The following is an 18,058-nucleotide window of genomic DNA, read 5'->3' on the forward strand; positions in this document are numbered from 1 at the left end:
ATTTTCCACCGGAATCGCGGGGTGTCAATAGTGGACGCCGCGGCGCGTTCCGGGCGTAGGGGTCCCCGGCGGGGCGTTTGGCTGTCCTGCCAGCACCCTCCGGGCCTCACGGGCAACCTCGTCGCGAGGGGACGCGACGAAGGCGCGTACAAAGGCGTTGCGCCTACTTGTCGCAGCGAGACCGGAGGAAATTCAACACCGCCGACTTTACGCCGTCGGGCATTTTCACGGCGAAACACTCCCGGGAGACCTCGGAGGTGCGCCGGTACGTCTCGAAGAACGTCACGCATTCAGGGCAAGCCTCCAAGTGGTTTCTGAAATGCGCACTCTCTTCGTCGGGCAAAGCCCCATCCAGGTAATCGAGGGCGTAATCGACGACCTGTCTACAGCCGAGCGACGAGGCAGACTTACAGTGAGACACTTTGAAAAAATATAACCGATTGGCTGCCCGGGAACATAGCCTTGCCGCGCATCGCGTTCCCGCTGCTTTGCGAGGCACCTTCTAGGATTCCAGTACGCCCCGACGGTTTCATCGTCGTCACGGGAAAATCCCCCGGCGGCGAAGGCACAGCGCGGGCCCGTTCGCTTGACTTTTCGGCAGGTCGGGCGGCAAATGCCGGCTAGGCTTTCGTCCAGGTGCAGCAGAGAACGGACCAACACGAGCTGACCCCGGCTGATTTCGAGTCGGAGACCCCGGCGCGGGCGTGGGCTAGCCGGCCCCTGGCGCGTGCGCGGGCGTGCTGGCCGGGAGCGCTGCGTGCGACCTTCCCTGAGTTCGGGGCCCTGTCCGTGAGCCCATGCGGCTTGGCGCTGCTCGAGCGACAGAGCACGGCGGGCATTGGTTCGTGCGAATCTTTCTCGCTGTGGCGGCAAGGGCGCTGCGGCCGCCTCGACATCGACGCTCGCTTCGCCGTGGCCGCGAGCGCGCTTTTGCTGGGCCTTTCCCCCGGCTTTTCGCTGGCCCGGAGGCTGTCGCCGGGTGAGCGGGGCGTGTTCTGTGGACTCATTGCCGCCACCTTGGACCAGGTAGGGGCTCCGCTCGAGGTCGAGGCGGAGGTGCCTGACGCCGTTCCCCTGCGGCTCGACGTTCAGGTCGAGTTCGATCTTCGGCTCACGCCCTCCGCTGGCGCCCCGATCGTGGGCTGGGGACGCGCCTTTTTCCCCTCGAGCTGGACCGAGGGGGCCTCAGTCTGGTGGCCTTCCTTGGCCCGCGTGCCCTTCCCCGTGGCCATCGAGGCGGCGCGATGTCAGGTTGACCGTGAGGCCTGGGCAAGCCTTGCACCTGGTGATGCCCTCGTCTTCGATGGGTATCCCGCGCCGACCTCTACGGCGCCCCAGGAGGTGCGGCTGAGCCTGGGGCCCTTCGAGGCGGCTGCCACGCTCCTCGGTGAGGACTTATCGCTCGCGGGCGGATTTTCGCCTGCGGCGCTTTCCGTGGCGTTCTCGGCGGCAGGATTCATGGGGCCGATTGCCAGTTCCGACCCGACGTGGAAAGGTAGCGCGAGCATGAGCCGCACCGTCGAGATGGGTCCCGCTTCGTCGACTTTGGCAACGCCCGAAACGGCCTCGCCTGCGCTGGCGCAAGCTCTGGCCAGCACACCGGTCGAGGTGGTCGCCGAGCTTGGCCGTTTTGCTCTCACGGGCGCCGAACTGGCTGGTCTCGAAGGCGGTCAGGTGCTGACCCTCGGCGGCGCCTCACGGGGCGAAGTGACGCTGGCGGTGGCGGGTCGGCCCGTGGCCAAAGGAGTGTTGGTGAACGTCGACGGAGCGTTCGGTGTACGTGTGACCGAGCGGCTCTGAGCACGCGCTCCTCACGTCGCCGCGTCTCGAGGTGGCTGCCTTCCTGTCAGGGGAGGGCCACGCTCTGCAGATCGGCTTCTTCCGCCGCTGCGGACCGTAGGCCATCGATGAGCATCGCCGCGCGCTTCCATCCCGGTGCGGTTGCCAACAAGCGGGACTGAAGGGCATTCCACCGAGCTGCGTCCGACTTCATGCTGCTCACGCGGGCCACGGTGGCTTCCAGTGCGGCAGAGGACAGGTCGCGAAAGAAAAAGGCGTTGCCGGTGCGGGAGAGTGCATCCCACTCGACCAGCGTATCGGCGGCGGACGAGCGCTCGGAAAGCAACGGCAGCGCGCCATATCTGAGGGCACGACCCGCCTCACGCCCGGTGACGTCCTGCTCGTCGAGCAACCACCACGCATCGCAAGCCGCCAGCATGAGCCGGTAGTCTTCTTCGGTCGGCTCTTGAAGCAAGGCAATCTTGGTAGGGTGCTCGATGGCAAACACGGCCGCCCTCTCGACGAGCGCCCGGTCTCCCGCGGCAGGCAGGACGACCACCACGTCCCGGCGGCCGATGCCCTCGAGAGCGCCGATCAGCGCCGCGCCCCCGGTCCCTTCGAGACGGGGCCCCGTACCCAACAAAGGAACGCGAGGATCTGCCGTTAGGGACAGCCGCTTGAGCAGCGCCTTGCGGGATTCCAATCGGCCGGCCGGATTGGCTGCATCGAAGGGCGCCGGCAGCGCCGGATCATTCGCCGGATCGAAGGGAGGCTCGTCGGCGCCGAAAGGAACGGCCACGATGGGTTCGTCAGAGGGGCGAACCGACAGATCAGCGGAAGCTTCCAGGTGCTTGGCCGCGCTCCGGGTGGGCGCGATGACCGCCTGAGCCGCCGCGGCTCCGAATGCCGCCAAAGCGGCGTTGTCGCCGGGCGCCAGTCCCACCTGCTTTGCCTGGAGGGCGTCGAAGCGCAGGGAGGACTCACCCTGAGGCAGAACGAAAAGCTTTGCAGCGGCCCCACACCGGGCGAGCGCAACCACCGACGCTTCGTCCCAGCCTACCACCACCTCGGGCTTGAGGAGACCGTCCTGGGTCAGGGAGGCCACGGCCCCCCCGAGATACACGGCCGCTTCGGCGGTGTTGGCCGGCGCAGCCTCGAGGACGAGCAGTTGGGGATCTGAGGCCGAAAATTGACCCTCGAAGAGACCGAATTCCTGGGGCCCTTCAGAGGTTTCCACCCGGGCCTTGCGCAGCCGGCGTGCCAAGCCGGGGATCCGGCCTGCGTCCTCGCTCGTGGCGAGGGTCAAAATCGTCACGCGATGCTTGAGCTCGATGAGCCCCCGCGCGAGACCACGGACACTTTTTGCGGCTTCGCCGCGCCCGAGGGGCGCAACGGAATCAGAGACGAACAGGTATTCGGACATCGGTTATGGTTCGGATAGGAGGGAGCTGCATCATTCCCAGACCGAGCCGACAAAAGCAACGGGGGGTTCGCGATTCCCCGGCGAACCCCCCTGGAGTTGACGTCACTCGTTGGCGCCGCGCTCGTCTTCCTCCCCCGGGAACTCGTTCACCGAGGGGTACTTCATGATCTCTTTTCGCGAGATCTTCCAAGCCTTTTGCACGATCCAGGACAGCGAACGATCTTGTCGCGCTGCTTCCTCCTGGATCTCCTTCAACATCTCTTCAGGGAAGTAGAGACTTTGTTTCCTCTTGTCGGACCCGGCCATAGAGCTCCCCTCAGTATTGATCAACGTATCGTACGCTCGCACACATTTAGTCACCGAATTGACGGGATGTCAAGCCGCTGGCGCGATTGCACATGTTTAGGGTACCCCGCCCCCGAAGGTGCGCGCTAAGATACGTCACCCCAAAATCCAGCTGCACCCTGCCAGGGCCTAGCGACTGGACCGACGAGACACGACCAAGACATCTGCAACTTCGCCCTGGAAGACGGGCGGCGAACGCAAGGGGAGACCATGGAAGGGACGCAGCTCAAGAAGAAAGATCTCAAGAAGTTCCGCGAGATTCTCGAAACGCGGCGCAAAGAGATCCTGAAAACGGCGCAGCGCACGCTCAACGAGGACATGGCCCTCGATGCGGACGACTTGGCGGACGAGATGGATCTGGCGTCCTCGGAGTACCTCCACGCCTTCAACTTTCGACTCCGGGGGCGCGAAAAGCACTACCTGAGCAAAATCGACAAGGCCATCGAGCGCATCGACAACGGAACGTTCGGCATCTGCGAGGAGTGCGGCGAGGCCATTTCGCCCAAACGGCTCGAGGCCCGGTTGGAAACCACCCTTTGCATCCGGTGCAAGGAAGACCAAGAGCGGCAGGAGAAGGCCTACGGCTGATCCGCAGGGTGCCTCCCTCAGGGGAGCCGCCACCGGCCACGCGCGCGCCGCCCCCGGGGCATTCCGCCTTCTAAGGGCCGGGCTCGGTTCGTTCGTGCTGCTGGCGGTCCTTTCGGGGTGGGGGGCTGGGTGTTCGGGGGTGTTCGCCCGACCGGGAACCGTGTCTCTCTCGTTCGGAGGTCACGCCCAAGGAAGCCTTTTGTCGGGTTTCGAGCTGCCGGTCGAAGGCCCCGGTTACGCCGTGCCCGAGGCGTGGCGCCGCCGGAGGGCGCTTTACGCCACCGAGCAGCTGGGCGGGGCGCTGCTTCGGGCGCTTGCCTTGGTCGAACGGCTGCATCCGGGTGCGGTCGCCCCCCTCGGGGACCTGTCTCGCCGAGGGGGAGGCAAAGCGCCTGGCCATGCTTCGCACCGCAGTGGTCGCGACGTGGACATCTTTTTCTACACGGTGGACGGGCAGGGGCGTCCTCTGCCGCCAGGCCGGGCGATGTTGAAATTCGGCCGCACCGGCCGGGCAATCGCCTGGTCACCGGCGCTGGGCGAACGTCGCCCCTCGGGGCCCGTGCCCGAGGCCTACTTCGATGGCGTGCGCACGTGGGCTCTGTTGCGCGCTTTGTTCACAGACCCAGCGATCCAGGTTCAGTGGGTTTTCATGCAAAGGGACCTTGCGCGCGCCGTGCTCGCGCAGGCGAGCCGGGAGGGCGACGCACCCGACCTGCTGGCCCGCGCCGAGGCGCTCCTGCGCCAGCCCGGCGATTCGGCGCCCCACGACGATCACATGCACGTGCGGGTCTACTGTGACCCGGCCGAGCGAACTTTTGGGTGCGCCGACCAGGGGCCGGTGCGCTGGCTGAAGAAACACTGGAAGTATTTGCCCGCCGGAACGGGGCCCCTCGTACCGGAGGTCCCCTTGGCCTCCGCGGCTCCGTTGCGCTGAATCGGCCCGCGCGCCCGGGCCATCGCTCGCGACGCCGAGCCGCCCCGCAGACCTTCGGCCCTCGCCCTGCGCAGGCCCCTTTTCACCGCGGGCGTGGTGGGGAGCCACATGTCCTCGGCGGCGCGGGCGACGGCTGCCTGCTGGCCGCGGGCGCCGCTGCGTCGGTGAGAGGGCCGCGGGCGCCGCTGCGGTGAGAGGGCCGCGGGAGTGGGCCCGGCCGTGTGGGCGGTCGGGCGCATGATCCCACAGGGCGTCACCTGAACAAATATCGCGCTATTTTTCCGTTGAGTCGATTCTATTCAGTGGAGTACATTCAATCTCACCCAATGAAACGATCTCTGCAGATCGAGCTCCAGGAAACGCTGCCGAAACCCGCCGTCGCGCGGGTTTCGCCCGTTCTCGACGAGCCCGAATTGCAGGAGATCGAGCGGACGTGGCCGAACGGGCTTTCGTCCCGGCAGCTGGTGGACGTTTTCGAGTCCCGCGGCGTCCGGTTCTCGGAGGCCACGCTGCGCAAGTACGTTCAGCTTGGTTTGTTGCCGCGGTCCACGCGCATCGGGCGCAAGGGCAAACACAAGGGTTCTTTGGGCATCTATCCGCCGAACGTCGTTCGCCGCGTGAACGTGGTGAAGAAGATGATGGCGGACAACCACACGATCGAAGAGATCCAGCGGGCGTTCGTCCGCTTCAAGGACGAGATCGACGCCGTAGAGATGGGCCTGCGTGCGCTCATCGCCGGCATGGAGCGGGAAGCCCGCGACGCGAACCTGTCGGCCTCCCGCCGGCAGGCGCTCGAAAAAGAGATTCACGAGGCACGGAAAGCGGCGGCCGACCTGGTCCGCCGGATCGCGGACCTCGAGCAGAGATTGTCAATGCCGGAGGAGGACTCTGGCCCTGCTGTCGGGGGCGGGACTGATTTGTTTTGAGCGGTGCCTGACTACCGCTCGAAAAGGTGAACAGCGATATGGGAGAGGTCACGGTGAACGCCAAAACGGGGGATTCCAGAGTGCAGCTCAAGGTTTATACGGAGCCGGACGATGCCACTCCGCAACCGGAGGTGGCACGCTTGCGAAGGAAAGTTCGGCCAGACGACGACGGACGGGTTCGTTCACGAACCATCGCCCGCCGCTACCTGACCAAAGAAGAAAAGATTCTGTCGGAGACTCTCCCCTATCCCGACGAGGTGGAGCGGCCGGCCACGCGGCAAGAGTGCTTGACGATGCCGCGGCCCTGCCCGTTCGTGAGCTGCGCGCACCACCTCTATTTGGATGTCAATCCGGAGAGCGGCGCCATCAAGCTCAACTTCCCCCACCTCGAGGTTTGGGAGATGCCGGAGACCTGCGCGCTCGACGTGGCCGACCGTGGAGGCACCACGTTGGAGGAGGTGGGGGCCATCATGAACCTCACGCGGGAGCGCATTCGTCAGGTGGAGGTGCGCGGGCTCCAGAAGCTGCGTCATCACAAGGACGTCGAGCTGGATCTGCCGCCCGAGCGGCCCTGACCTTCGCACGTGACCGTCCCGTAACGCCGCTATCCGCAGCTTGGGCATGGCCCTGCGCGGAGGCGGCGTCGTTCGTTTCGCGCACCTGGGCGCGCCGGCCGCCTCGAACCTGGCTGGCAGATTAGGCATCATACCCCTCATGGCGATTTCTCCTTTGGACCAGATCGACGCGCAGCTTGCGCAGCGGCTACTCGCGGCCGCGCTGGAAGGCGGCGCCGCGTACGCTGACCTTTACTTCGAGTACGCAGCGGGCGCGCACTTCGGCTTCGAAGACGAGCAGGTCAAGAGCGTGGGCAAGGGGGTCACGCTGGGCCTCGGGGTGCGTGCCCTCAAGGGTGACGCCACCGGGTATGCCTACACGGAAGAGCTCGCTGAAGACCGCATGCTCGAGGCGGCGCGGACGGCCGGGCGCATCGCGGCTTCTGGGGGCGCACCCACCCCCGCGGCCCTCGAAACGCTCTCGACCAGCAACCTCTACAGTGTGGCGGAGGCGCCCTGGGAGCGCAGTGGCGCCGAAAAGGTCGAGTTGCTTCGTCGGGCCGACCGCGCCGCGCGCGCCTACGACCCTCGCATCGTGCGGGTCGAAGTGGGCCTCGGCGAGAGCCTCAAGGATGTTTTGGTGGTCACTTCGGATGGCCGCATGGCCCGCGACTTTCAGCCCATGGTGCGATTTACGGTGGGGGCCGTGGCCGAGGCGGACGGCAAGCGGCAAACGGGGCGCTCAGCCGGGGCCAGCCGCCGCGGAATGGAGCAGTTCTCGCTGGCCGGTGAGAGTCCTGAAGAGCACGGTCGTGAGGCTGCCCGGCTCGCAATCGCCATGCTGAACGCCGAAGAGGCTCCGGCGGGACCCATGGAGGTGGTGCTGGGCCCCGGCGAATCTGGCATTTTGCTGCACGAAGCGGTGGGGCATGGCCTCGAGGCGGACTTCAACCGCAAAAAGACCTCGAACTACACGGACCACGTGGGAAAGCAGGTGGCTTCCTCCTTGTGCACGGTGGTGGACGACGGCACCCTGCAAAACGCACGGGGCTCGATCAACGTGGACGACGAGGGAAACCCTGGACGCCGAAACGTCTTGATAGAGAACGGTATCCTCGTGGGGTACATGCAGGACCGCATCTCGGCGCGCCACTTCGGGACGCAAGCCTCGGGCAATGGGCGGCGGGAGAGCTTTCGCCACGAGCCGCTGCCGCGCATGACGAACACCCTGATGTTGGCGGGGCAGGAGTCTCCCGAGGACATCGTGAAGTCGGTCAAGCGGGGCGTGTACGCGAAGAACTTTTCGGGCGGCCAGGTCAACATCTCGAACGGAGACTTTGTGTTTTCGCTCACCGAAAGCTACCTCATCGAGGACGGCAAACTTACAGCCCCTCTCAAGGGCGTGAACTTGATCGGAAACGGCCCTGAGGTGCTCCGCAAGGTGGTGATGGTCGGAAACGATTTTCAACTTTCGGGCGGCACGTGGACCTGCGGCAAAGATGGGCAAAGCGTCCCCGTGGGCATTGGCAACCCCACGATCAAGATCTCGGAGATCACGGTGGGAGGGACCAAGGCATGAGCTTGCGGGCAGCGAATGACGAGGGCGCCCGGCGGCTTCCCGACCCGCAGGCTTGCCAGCGAGCGGCCGAGCAGATGCTTGGCTATGCGCTCAAAGCGGGGGCGGAGGGGGCGGAGGTGCTGGTGCGGGACGGTGCAGAGCTCGAGGTGCGGTTACGCCTGGGTGAACCCGAACTCATCAAGGAGGCGGGCAGCCGTGCCTTGGGGCTGCGGGTGCTCAAGGACGGCCGCCCGGCGGTGACCTACACCTCGGACTTTTCGGACGCGGGGCTCGAGCGGCTGGCCCGCGAAACGGTCGAACTGGCGGCGCTTGCCGAGCCGGATGTGTTTGCAGCCCTCCCTGCGCCCGAGCTGATGGCCCGCCAGGTGCCGGACCTCGCACTGTGGGACGACGAGGTGCCCCGGTTGACGGTCGAAGACGCGATTGCGTGGACGACACGGGGGGAGGCGGCGGCCCGGGCCTTCGATCCGCGGATCACGAACTCGGATGGCGCTTCGTTGTCTCGGGTCGTGGGGGCCACCGCGTTTGCCTCGTCCGCGGGATTTTCGGGGGGATATCGGGGCAGCTACGTGTCCCTTGTCGTGCAGCCCATCGCAGACGATGAAGGGGGCAAAAAGCGCAACGGCAGTTGGTGGACCGGGGGGCGTTTCGTGGCGAGTCTCGAATCGCCCGAATCGGTGGGCGAAACCGCGGCGCGACGGACCCTGGCGCAGCTCGGGGCGCAGAAGGTGGCAACTTGTCAGGTGCCCGTGATTTTCCCCCCGGAAGCGGGCCGGTCGCTCCTCGGCAAGCTCGCCGGGGTGACCTCGGGGGGGGCGGTCTGGCGGCGCAGCTCGTATTTGGCCGATCGCGAAGGCACCGAGGTGGCGTCCTCGCTGGTCAACATCGCTGACGATCCGCTGATTCCCGGTGCGCCAGGCTCGCGTCCCTTCGATGGCGAGGGCCTTGCTAGCCGCGTGAACGTGCTCGTCGACGGCGGGATCCTGCGCACCTTTCTCTGCGATACGTATGCGGCTCGTAAGCTGAACCGCGTGTCGACGGGCTCGGCGGGGCGGGGCGTGGGTGGCGGGCCGCACGTCTCGACGTCGAACCTCATCATGCGACCAGGCGGCACACCCCGGGAGACGATCGAGCGGGTGCCCGAGGGCTTTTATGTCACGCACCTCATGGGGTTCGGGTTCAGTGGCGTCACGGGCGACTTTTCCCAGGGGGCCTCGGGCTTCTGGGTCAAGAACGGCGAGCGGACGATGCCGGTGAGCGAGGTCACGATCTCGGCGAACTTCGACGACCTGTGGAAGAACGTGGATGCGGTGGCGGACGACCTCGACACACGCTCTTCGACTCAGGTACCCACCTTCCGTGTTTCGCACATGACGGTGGCGGGGCGGTAGAGCGCTCGTGCTCGAGCTGGGCATCGTGAGCGGGGTGCTCCTCATCGGAGCCCTCATCGCGTTGGTTCCTGCGGACCCGCTGCTCTTCTTGGGAGCGAGTGGCATCGTGCTGGGGCTCGTGGGCGGGCTGCCCGCGGCGGCGCTCTATCACGGCAAGCTTTACCTGGCCTTGAAGGCCACGGGGAGCGTGCCCCGCTGGTGGTGGGTATCGCCGGTCAAGTACCACGATCAGATCGACGAGCAGGCCGAGGAGGGCTTTCGGTGGTCCTTCAGAGTAGGTGCGGCAGGCTTCGGGCTGATCGTGCTGGGGTGCGTGATGGCCGCGGCGGCCCTGTGGAAGCTGCAGATCGCTGGCGAGGGCTAGCGCCAGGGCCCTTCCGTTTTCGCTTGCGCATTTGATTAACCCTGGTTAACTATCAACCCGTGGCAAGTAACGGGGACGAGATTCATGCAGCCATCGCGGGGCTGCAGCGCCTGGCGGAGGCGTTCGGGGTGCGGCGGGCGCAGCTGGCGGCTGAGGTGGGGTTGACGGATCACCAGTGGGGGGTTCTCGAGGAGATCGCCACCGAGCATTTCATGCCCAGCATGTTTGCGCGGAGGCGCCACAGTTCGGCCGCTGCGGTGTCGAAGACGTTGAGGCAGTTGCACGAAAAGGGGTTGATCGCGGCGCAGGTCGCAAAGGGGGATGCCCGGCAACGGGCGTACGGGTTGACACCCACGGGGGTGCAGGTCATGAGCCGGCTTCGCAAGAGCCGGCAAAAAGCCATTGCCGACATTTGGGCCGACCTCGACGGCCACGAGCTGAAAACCTTTTCGCGATTCTCCCAACAGTTGGCGGATCGCCTGGAACGTTATGCGGAGCGAATTGGGAACGAGGAACAAAATGGGAAAGACGCTGTACGAAAAAGTGTTTGAACGGCACACGGTGGCCCGGTTGCCTTCGGGGCAATACCAGCTGCTCATGGGGTTGCACCTCATCCACGAGGTCACCTCGCCCCAGGCATTCAGCATGATTGAGGAGCGGGGCCTGAAGGTGCTTTATCCGAATCGCACCTTCGCCACGGTCGACCACATCGTGCCCACCACCAGCCAGCTGCGGCCGTTTTCCGACTCCCTCGCCGAGCAGATGATGGTGCATCTCGAGCGTAACGTGACGAAGCACGGCATCCGGTTCTTTGCGCCCGAGCGTCACGAGCAGGGCATCGTGCACGTGGTGGGACCCGAGCAAGGGCTCACTCAGCCGGGCATGACCATCTGCTGCGGCGATTCTCACACGTCCACGCACGGCGCCTTCGGCGCGATTGCGTTTGGCATCGGCACCTCACAGGTGCGCGACGTGCTGGCCACGCAGACCCTGGCCATGGGCAAGCTGAAGGTGCGCCGGATCGAAGTGAACGGCAAGTTGCGTCCGGGTGTGTATGCCAAGGATGTGGTGCTGTTTCTCATCAACAAGCTGGGCGTCAAAGGGGGCGTAGGCTACGCCTACGAATACGCCGGCGACGTGTTCGACAGCTTCACCATGGACGAGCGGATGACGGTCTGCAACATGGCGATCGAGGGCGGGGCGCGCTGCGGGTATGTGAATCCCGACGAAACCACCTACGCGTATTTGAAGGGGCGGCCGTTCGCTCCCAAGGGCGAAGCCTGGGACAAAGCGGTGGCCGATTGGAGCTCGCTGCGCAGCGATCCCGATGCGGTGTACGACGACGTCGTGACGTTCGATGCCGCCGAGATCGAACCGATGGTGACCTGGGGTATCACTCCGGCGCAGTCGGTGGGAGTCAAGGAAGCCGTGCCGGCGCCCGAGGCCTTTGCGTCCGACGAGCTCGAGACGGTCAGGGAGGCGTACCAATACATGTCGCTCGAGGCGGGGCAGGCGATCGCCGGCACCAAGGTGAACGTGGCGTTCATTGGCTCGTGCACGAACGGTCGCCTCAGCGACTTCGAGGAGGTCGTTCGCCTGCTGCAAAAGGGAAACTTCAAGGTGGCACCGGGGGTGCGGGCGCTCGTCGTCCCGGGCTCACAGAGCGTGCAGGCGGAAATGGTGAAGCGAGGCTACGACAAGCTCTTTACCGAGGCGGGGTTCGAGTTTCGCGAGGCAGGATGCTCGATGTGTCTCGCCATGAACCCGGACAAGTTGAAGGGGCGGGAGGTCTGCGCCTCGTCGTCGAACCGTAACTTCAAGGGACGGCAGGGCTCGCCGACGGGACGAACCTTGCTCATGAGCCCGGCCATGGTGGCGGCGGCCGCCATCAAGGGCGAAGTCACCGACGCCCGGGATTTGTTCGCCATCGCATGACGGGGAGAGATCGAAAATGAACGACGTAAAGCGAGAAAAAGTGAACGGGCGCGGCATTCCCTTGCGCGGCAACGACATCGACACCGATCGCATCATCCCAGCGCGCTTTTTGCGCACGGTGACCTTCGAGGGACTCGGGGACCACGCCTTCGAGGACGACCGCGCCCAGCTGGCAGCTGCGGGAAAGTCGCATGCGTTCGACGAGCCGCGCTTTGCCGAAGGGCAGGTGTTGCTCGTGAACAAAAACTTCGGCTGTGGCTCGTCGCGCGAGCACGCTCCGCAGGCGATCATGCGCTGGGGTCAGGGGATCAAGGTGGTCATCGGCGAGAGCTTCGCGGAGATCTTCTACGGCAACTGCATCGCCCTCGGCGTGCCGTGCCCCACCGTGAGTGAGGAAACGATCGAGACATTGATGGCTGCCGTGGAGGCAGACCCCTCGGTGGTTTTGTCGGTGAACCTGCTCGACAAGACCATCACCTGCGGGACCCGGACCTTCCCGTTCGAGATGCCCGAGGGACCGCGACAGCAGTTCATCGAGGGGCGCTGGGACTCGTCGGCGGAGTTGCTGGCCAACGGCAAGGCGATCGAGGCTACGGCCGCGAAGCTCCCGTACTTCAGCGATTTTGCGTAGCCGGAAGGCGCTAGAAGCCGGACGGGCCGTCGCAGGGGGCGGCCCGTCGTTCTGCGTGCTGGCTCCCTCATGATAGGTGGGGGCTTGTAGGTCTGGGGTTGACGTCCGTGGCTGGCGAAAGATTTCGCCTGGCTCTGCCGAACGTCTAGCTGGCCCTCGAGGGGCCGACCCGCAGATCGCGAACGACTCATGTGCCCTGACGTCCTCGCCCCGAAGGCTCCCGCGAGATGAAGCGCCCAGCCGATCTCCCGGCTCCGGCGGCGGCTATCTGCGAGAGCCGGGCCTACCATCTGGTCGAAGAAGTTCAGTCGCACGGGGTGTTGTTGGCTCTTGAAGAGGGCTCACTCGCGATCTGCCGTGCTCCTGCGAATCTCGAGACCCACTTGGGCGTTCCCGTGCAGGACGTGCTGGGGCGCCCACTCGGTGACTTCGTCAGTCCTGAGAGCCTGACCCGGGTGAAGGACGCCACCCAAGGACGCCACCTGCAACGGCCCTTGATGGGCCTGTTCCGTGTGGAGTGGCGTGCGCCGGGGAGATCTCCCCTGGGGCTCGACGCCATCCTTTACCGCAGCGGCGCGTGGTGGTGCCTCGAGCTCGAATCGCCGTCGATCGGCGCGCAGGATCTTTCGAGCCTTTGGGCGGACCTGGTCAGAGAGCTCGACGAGCTGGCTCATTTCGAGGGTCCCACGGAGACCTTCTCGACGCACGTCTGTGACCGGCTTCGCGCTTTGACAGGCTTCGACCGTGTCTACTTCTGCGAGTTCGACGAAGACGGACATGGCTTCGTCTCGGCGGAGTCACGTAACGGCGAGCTTCCCTCGCTGCTTGCGCACCACTTTCCGAAAACGGATCTACCGCAGCGGGTGCGGGCGCTCTACCTCGAAAATCAAGCACGTTTTCTACCCGATGTGAACGCGCCCGCCGTGCCCCTTTTGACCTGGGAGGGCGCTGCGAGAGGGCCCATGGACCTGCGCCTGTCCATGTGCCGGAAGGTCGCAGACACCCATCTGCAGTACGTGAGAAACATGGGCGTGACTGCCACGGCGTCGTTCTCAGTGGCTCACGACGGGGAGCTCGAGGCCCTGTTCGGTGGGCACGCATCGCACCCCCATTACCTGAGTTACCGGCAGCTCGTGATTTGTAAGCAGCTCGTTGCGGCTTATCGAAGCCGCATCGACTACCTGCGTGTGCGGGATATTCACGACGTCATGACCCGCAACGACGAGCTGATCAAGAGCCTTTCCCGCAGGCTCCTCAACAGCGGAGACCACATCGGTCAGTTCGTGGCGAAGTCACGTGCCGATCTGCTCAGTCTATTTCAGGCAGACGACCTCGTCATCCGGTTGTCCGGCGAGCTCTTCGTTGCGGAGACCTTGACACCCGAGGTCTCCGGCATGCTCGTGGATCGTTTGGTCGCTCTTTGTGACGAGAAGCGCTCGTTTGCCACACGTAGTCTTTCCTTGCTGGATCCGAGCTTCCTCGAGCTACGGGAGGCCGCCAGTGGTGCCCTGGCAATCAGCCTCGACGAAATGGGTAGGAACGCGATCGTGCTGCTCCGGCGGCAGAAGGTTTATCAACAAAGGTGGAGCGGTTCGCCTGACGAGGCGATCGTGTCCGACGACAAGGGCGAGGTGGGCCCCCGTCGTTCGTTTCTGACCTATGTGAAGGACGTGGAAGGCACGTCGCCTTCCTGGACGAACAGGGAGCTCGAGACCGCGGCTCGTCTCAATCATGCATTCAATCAGGTGCTAGCCGTCAACTACCTCATGCGTCTGCGTGAGGCGGCGGAGAAGGCTAACCTGATGAAGAGCGAGTTCATCGCGAACGTCAGTCATGAGCTGCGCTCCCCCATGCACGCGATGCTGGGGCTGGCAGAGCTCCTGCGCGATCGTGGGGAGGGATTTTCGGCGGCAAGGCGGCGGGAGTTCGCGGAGCTCATCCAGGCAAGCGGCAACCGTCTGCTTCGTCTCATCGACGACCTTCTCGACATCGCCAAGTTGGAGACAGGCGCGGCCGAGTTCTGCTTTCGAGCGGGCAACCTCCTCGAGGTTCTGCGCCAAGCGACGACGGAGGTTGCACCTCTGGCTTCGCCGAAAGCCGTCCTGATCGTGGAACGATGCGAGGGCGAGCTGCCGGCGGTGGAGTTCGACGCCGATCGCCTGACGCAGGTTTTCGTCAACCTGCTGGCCAATGCGATCCGGTTTAGCCCGCAGGGCCAGCAGATCGAAGTTCATGTAGCCCCGACGGCGCAAGGGGGGGTGTTGACGGAGGTTCGCGATCGGGGCTTGGGCGTACCCGAAGACGAACTCGAGGAGATCTTCGAGAAGTTCGTCCAAAGCAGCCGAACGAAGAACGGCGCTGGGGGAACCGGCCTAGGCCTCTCGATATGTCGTCAAATCGTCCAGGAAGGACATGGGGGAAAGATCTGGGCTCGTAATAACCAATTCGGGGGTGCCAGCTTCTTCGTGGAGCTTCCCCGCGTACCGCCATTCCAGGCGAAACAACCGTGAACCACAGGAAGAGACAACCGTGAAGCAAACCATCCTTGCGGTGGATGACGAACCCACCAACCTCGTCATCATCGAAGAGTTTCTCTCGGACGAGCCCTACGAGGTCGTCACCGCAAAGTCGGGGAACGAGGCGCTGGACTACCTTCTAGAGGGCAAGCCGGCCGACGTGATCCTCCTGGATCGCATGATGCCGGGCTTGAACGGACTCGAGGTGTTCGAGCGGCTCAAGGCCCACCCACGGATGCGGCACATCCCCGTGGTGATGCAGACGGCCGCGGCCACGCCCTCACAGATCGCTGAAGGCATCGAGGCGGGCGTTTTCTACTATCTGACAAAGCCCTTTGCCCGCAGCGTCTTGGTGCCTTTGGTAAGGCGGGCCCTCCGTGATGCCCAGCACTTGATGGCCATTGCCGAGCGTGCGGAGGGGCTCGAGGAGGCTCTCAAGCAAATCGACTCGTGCACGTTGCGTTTTCAAAGCTTGGCCGAGCTGCAGAGCGTCTCGAAGTTGTTGGCGCAGCTCTTTCCCGATCCGAGCGGTGCGCTGCTGGGCATTCGAGAGATGCTGATGAACGCGCTCGAACATGGCAACCTCGGCATCACTTACGACGAGAAGACCCGGTTCAACGATGAGGGTGTTTGGGAGGCGGAAGTGTTACGCCGGACCCAGGCTCCCGAAAACGCGAAGAAATTCGTGGTGGTCAGCGTGACGAAGACGGCGGAAGAGGTCCAGCTCATCGTGACCGACGAGGGGCCTGGTTTCGCGTGGGAAAGGTACCTCGTGATGGAGCCTTCGCGGGCCACCGACAACCACGGACGCGGGATTGCCATGTCGCGGGCGCTGAGTTTCGACGCGATTGCCTATCAGGCTCCCGGCAATTCGGTGATCTGCCGCAAACGCCTGCGTGCCCGGGCGGGCTCTTGAAGCGCGGAGGGTGCTCGAGGGCTGTCAATCGATGGTCATGTCGGCGATGACCGTGGCGAGCGCTTCGATGACGAGGGGGTGCAGGGGCCCGTTCGAGGCCACGAGGCCCTTGCGGTTCCAGAGTTCCGCCGTCGTGTAGGTAAGGGGATTCCCGAACAGATCCGTGAGCGTACCCCCGGCTGCGCGCAAGATGGCCTGGGGTCCGCACGTGTCCCATAGCTTTGTCCGGGCGCCCGGATAGATGTAAAGGTCGCGCGCATTCTCGGCGATGAGCCCGAGCTTGAGCCCAACGCCCCCGATGTTGAACTCGTCCGCGATCCCGAGGCGGGCGCGAATGGCGTCGATCGCAGGCGTCCTGTGGCTCTTCGAGGCAACGAGGCGCACGTCGCGGAGCGCGTCGAGTTTCGATGTGGCCAGCGGCTGGCGTCGTCCTTGCGTCTCCAGCCAACTCTCGCCTCCGACGACGGCGGCGTAGACCTTGCCCGTGGCCGGCTGGGCCACCACACCCACGGTGGGCACCCCGTCGACGGCGAGGCCGATCATGACGGCGTATCCGTCGTCGCCTCGGATGAAGTCTTTGGTCCCGTCTATGGGGTCGACCATCCACACGCGGCTTCTGCGCAAGCGGCTCCCGTCGTCGGGGACCTCTTCGGATAAAACCGCGTCGTCGGGAAAGGCTTGCCGCAGCTTCGAGACGATGAGATCGCTGGCGCGCCGATCGGCCTCGGTGACGGGCTCGTCGCCGTCTTTGTGGTCGACCTGAAGTGTGCGGCCGGCGTAGGCGCTGACCAGAGTGGCCGCGTCTTTGGCAATGGCCGTGGCGGTTTCGAGCTCTCGTTGGAAGTTCATGGACGCCCACACCCTAGCAGCCTCCGCGGTGCTCGTTCAAATCGGCCGCCGGTGGGCGGCCAGGCTCGCCAGGTCCCGGCCTAGGGCGCCGCGGCCCCAGAGCAGGACCACTCCGGACAGAGACAGGAGCAGGGCGGTGACCAGAACGGGTCCGCGCAGTCCGATCCGATCGGAGGCGATGCCGATGAGCACGGGTGAAAGCACATCGCCCAACGCGTGGATGCAGAAGGTGTTCACGCCGAAGGCCTTCTCGCGGAGGTGAGTTGGTAGGGCGTTGACCATGGCGGCGTTGAGGGGGCCTGTGTTGAGGAAGAGCAAGAACAAGGTTCCAAACAGGCATGGCCAATACACCCAGGGGGCATTGGCCATGACGGCTCCTACGGAGAAGGGCAGTGAGGCCACCAGGGCTAAGCCCGAAAACGCGAAGTGCCCGTCGGGGTGTCGGCGAGACCAGGCATCACCCCAGCGACCTCCAAGGAGCGTGCCCAGGAAGCCCGCGGCCACCACACAGACCCCAAAACCCATCGTGGCTTGGGTCAAGGTCAGGCCGTGCTGCCGCTGGTAGAAGGTGGGCATCCAAACGGCCAGGCCGCCCATGGAGAACGTGTAGATCGTTTGCGCTGCGGTGTTGAACACGAAGCTGCGAAACCTGACGAAGGTCAGAAGGGTCTCGCGCACGGAAGCGGCGGGGGGCGCGACGGTGCCTGCATCCATACGCCCGCGTGGGGGATCGCGGAAAAGCAAAAAGGCGACGGCGAGGACGAGGCCGGGCACCGCTGCGAGGAAAAATGCCGTTCGGTAGCCGTAGCGGGCACCCACGGCGCCGCCGACCTGGTACCCGAGCGCGGTGCCCACCGGAATGGCGACGTAGAAGAAGGACAACGCCCGGCCTCGACGCTCGGGCGGGTAGGAGTCGGAGATCAGGGTGGGAGTGACCACGGCGTAGGTGGCCTCGCCGAATCCCACGAGGGCCCGCGCCACCACCAGCGCGCCGTAGCTTGCCGCCAGGCCGGAGCCCGCGGTGGCGAGGCTGAAGACCAAAGCGCCCAAGCCCGCGAGACGAAAGCGACTATGGCTGGTGGCCAGCCAGCCCGCCAAGGGGCAGACCACCGTGTACACCACCATCAGGCTGCTCTGGAGCGCGCCCCCCTGGGTGTCCGAAAGCGACAGCTCCGCGAGAATGAGGGGCAGCACCGCGGCCGCCAGGAAGCGGTCGAAGTAGTTGAGGACGTTGAGCGCGAAGAGCGCGCGCAGGGTGCCCCGAGGAGACAGGGAAAAGCGCACGGCCCATGGCTACCACGACCCTCGCCGGCAAGGTAGAGTCCCCG

18 protein-coding genes are annotated in these 18,058 nt (G+C 65.1%); 13 read left to right on the forward strand and 5 right to left on the reverse strand.

Going from position 1 to position 18,058, the window contains the following annotated elements:
• Positions 1–163: 163 nt before the first annotated feature.
• Positions 164–421, reverse strand: coding sequence for a zf-HC2 domain-containing protein (locus tag KA712_15235; protein ID MCG5054316.1), 258 nt, complete (start codon positions 419–421; stop codon positions 164–166).
• A gap of 215 nt (positions 422–636) precedes the next feature.
• On the opposite strand from KA712_15235, the gene KA712_15240 reads away from it, so the two are divergent.
• A complete protein-coding gene (locus KA712_15240; protein ID MCG5054317.1) occupies positions 637–1,800 on the forward strand; it encodes a FliM/FliN family flagellar motor switch protein in 1,164 nt (387 codons plus the stop codon).
• Between the two features lie 46 nt (positions 1,801–1,846).
• On the opposite strand, the gene KA712_15245 is transcribed toward KA712_15240, so the two are convergent.
• On the reverse strand, positions 1,847–3,202 hold the full coding sequence (locus tag KA712_15245) for a hypothetical protein (protein ID MCG5054318.1): 1,356 nt from the start codon (positions 3,200–3,202) through the stop codon (positions 1,847–1,849).
• 102 nt (positions 3,203–3,304) lie between these two features.
• Positions 3,305–3,508 carry a TIGR04563 family protein gene (locus KA712_15250; GenBank protein MCG5054319.1) on the reverse strand — a complete coding sequence of 68 codons (204 nt, stop codon included), beginning with the start codon at positions 3,506–3,508 and terminating at the stop codon, positions 3,305–3,307.
• Between the two features lie 249 nt (positions 3,509–3,757).
• Here KA712_15250 and KA712_15255 point away from each other — a divergent pair, with 249 nt between their 5' ends.
• The 12 genes from KA712_15255 (at position 3,758) to KA712_15310 (ending at position 15,881) form a co-directional block, all read left to right on the forward strand.
• Complete coding sequence (locus tag KA712_15255) at positions 3,758–4,135, forward strand: TraR/DksA family transcriptional regulator (protein ID MCG5054320.1); 378 nt, start codon at positions 3,758–3,760, stop codon at positions 4,133–4,135.
• Positions 4,136–4,229: 94 nt separating this feature from the next.
• A complete protein-coding gene (locus KA712_15260) occupies positions 4,230–5,069 on the forward strand; it encodes a penicillin-insensitive murein endopeptidase (GenBank protein ID MCG5054321.1) in 840 nt (279 codons plus the stop codon).
• A 326-nt stretch (positions 5,070–5,395) separates the two neighbouring features.
• Positions 5,396–5,995, forward strand: coding sequence for a MerR family transcriptional regulator (locus tag KA712_15265; GenBank protein MCG5054322.1), 600 nt, complete (start codon positions 5,396–5,398; stop codon positions 5,993–5,995).
• Positions 5,996–6,033: 38 nt separating this feature from the next.
• On the forward strand, positions 6,034–6,570 hold the full coding sequence (locus KA712_15270) for a DNA-binding protein (protein MCG5054323.1): 537 nt from the start codon (positions 6,034–6,036) through the stop codon (positions 6,568–6,570).
• 139 nt (positions 6,571–6,709) lie between these two features.
• Complete coding sequence (gene tldD / locus KA712_15275; GenBank protein ID MCG5054324.1) at positions 6,710–8,128, forward strand: metalloprotease TldD; 1,419 nt, start codon at positions 6,710–6,712, stop codon at positions 8,126–8,128.
• Complete coding sequence (locus KA712_15280) at positions 8,125–9,519, forward strand: TldD/PmbA family protein (protein ID MCG5054325.1); 1,395 nt, start codon at positions 8,125–8,127, stop codon at positions 9,517–9,519. Before tldD ends, KA712_15280 begins: the two co-directional genes overlap by 4 nt.
• A 7-nt stretch (positions 9,520–9,526) precedes the next feature.
• Positions 9,527–9,883, forward strand: a complete 357-nt coding sequence (locus KA712_15285) for a hypothetical protein (protein ID MCG5054326.1) — start codon at positions 9,527–9,529, stop codon at positions 9,881–9,883.
• A 59-nt stretch (positions 9,884–9,942) separates the two neighbouring features.
• Positions 9,943–10,434, forward strand: coding sequence for a MarR family transcriptional regulator (locus KA712_15290; protein ID MCG5054327.1), 492 nt, complete (start codon positions 9,943–9,945; stop codon positions 10,432–10,434).
• Positions 10,403–11,818: a 3-isopropylmalate dehydratase large subunit gene (gene leuC, locus KA712_15295; GenBank protein ID MCG5054328.1), complete on the forward strand. Its 1,416-nt coding sequence runs from the start codon at positions 10,403–10,405 to the stop codon at positions 11,816–11,818. The genes KA712_15290 and leuC overlap by 32 nt, the downstream gene beginning before the upstream one ends.
• Positions 11,819–11,834: 16 nt before the next feature.
• Positions 11,835–12,449, forward strand: a complete 615-nt coding sequence (locus tag KA712_15300; GenBank protein ID MCG5054329.1) for a 3-isopropylmalate dehydratase small subunit — start codon at positions 11,835–11,837, stop codon at positions 12,447–12,449.
• Between the two features lie 227 nt (positions 12,450–12,676).
• Positions 12,677–14,959, forward strand: a complete 2,283-nt coding sequence (locus KA712_15305) for a hypothetical protein (GenBank protein MCG5054330.1) — start codon at positions 12,677–12,679, stop codon at positions 14,957–14,959.
• A 19-nt stretch (positions 14,960–14,978) separates the two neighbouring features.
• Entirely contained in the window at positions 14,979–15,881 is a 903-nt protein-coding gene (locus tag KA712_15310) for a response regulator (GenBank protein MCG5054331.1), read from the forward strand.
• A gap of 24 nt (positions 15,882–15,905) precedes the next feature.
• Here the strand turns inward: KA712_15310 and KA712_15315 are convergent, their stop codons facing one another.
• Together KA712_15315 and KA712_15320 are read right to left on the reverse strand one after the other, a co-directional pair.
• Positions 15,906–16,730, reverse strand: coding sequence for a 3'(2'),5'-bisphosphate nucleotidase CysQ (locus KA712_15315; GenBank protein MCG5054332.1), 825 nt, complete (start codon positions 16,728–16,730; stop codon positions 15,906–15,908).
• A 36-nt stretch (positions 16,731–16,766) separates the two neighbouring features.
• Positions 16,767–18,014: an MFS transporter gene (locus KA712_15320; GenBank protein MCG5054333.1), complete on the reverse strand. Its 1,248-nt coding sequence runs from the start codon at positions 18,012–18,014 to the stop codon at positions 16,767–16,769.
• Between the last annotated feature and the right edge of the window lie 44 nt (positions 18,015–18,058).

The organism is Myxococcales bacterium, from assembly GCA_022184915.1.
Lineage (GTDB): Bacteria > Myxococcota_A > Polyangia > Fen-1088 > Fen-1088 > JAGTJU01.

Bases quoted from the DNA above. Each gene is read 5' to 3' on its own strand.
- KA712_15245 (MCG5054318.1), bottom strand. From the start codon at position 3,202: ATGTCCGAATACCTGTTCGTCTCTGATTCCGTTGCGCCCCTCGGGCGC.
- KA712_15250 (MCG5054319.1), bottom strand. From the start codon at position 3,508: ATGGCCGGGTCCGACAAGAGGAAACAAAGTCTCTACTTCCCTGAAGAG.
- KA712_15255 (MCG5054320.1), top strand. From the start codon at position 3,758: ATGGAAGGGACGCAGCTCAAGAAGAAAGATCTCAAGAAGTTCCGCGAG.
- KA712_15265 (MCG5054322.1), top strand. From the start codon at position 5,396: ATGAAACGATCTCTGCAGATCGAGCTCCAGGAAACGCTGCCGAAACCC.
- KA712_15270 (MCG5054323.1), top strand. From the start codon at position 6,034: ATGGGAGAGGTCACGGTGAACGCCAAAACGGGGGATTCCAGAGTGCAG.
- tldD (MCG5054324.1), top strand. From the start codon at position 6,710: ATGGCGATTTCTCCTTTGGACCAGATCGACGCGCAGCTTGCGCAGCGG.
- KA712_15280 (MCG5054325.1), top strand. From the start codon at position 8,125: ATGAGCTTGCGGGCAGCGAATGACGAGGGCGCCCGGCGGCTTCCCGAC.
- leuC (MCG5054328.1), top strand. From the start codon at position 10,403: ATGGGAAAGACGCTGTACGAAAAAGTGTTTGAACGGCACACGGTGGCC.
- KA712_15300 (MCG5054329.1), top strand. From the start codon at position 11,835: ATGAACGACGTAAAGCGAGAAAAAGTGAACGGGCGCGGCATTCCCTTG.
- KA712_15305 (MCG5054330.1), top strand. From the start codon at position 12,677: ATGAAGCGCCCAGCCGATCTCCCGGCTCCGGCGGCGGCTATCTGCGAG.
- KA712_15315 (MCG5054332.1), bottom strand. From the start codon at position 16,730: ATGAACTTCCAACGAGAGCTCGAAACCGCCACGGCCATTGCCAAAGAC.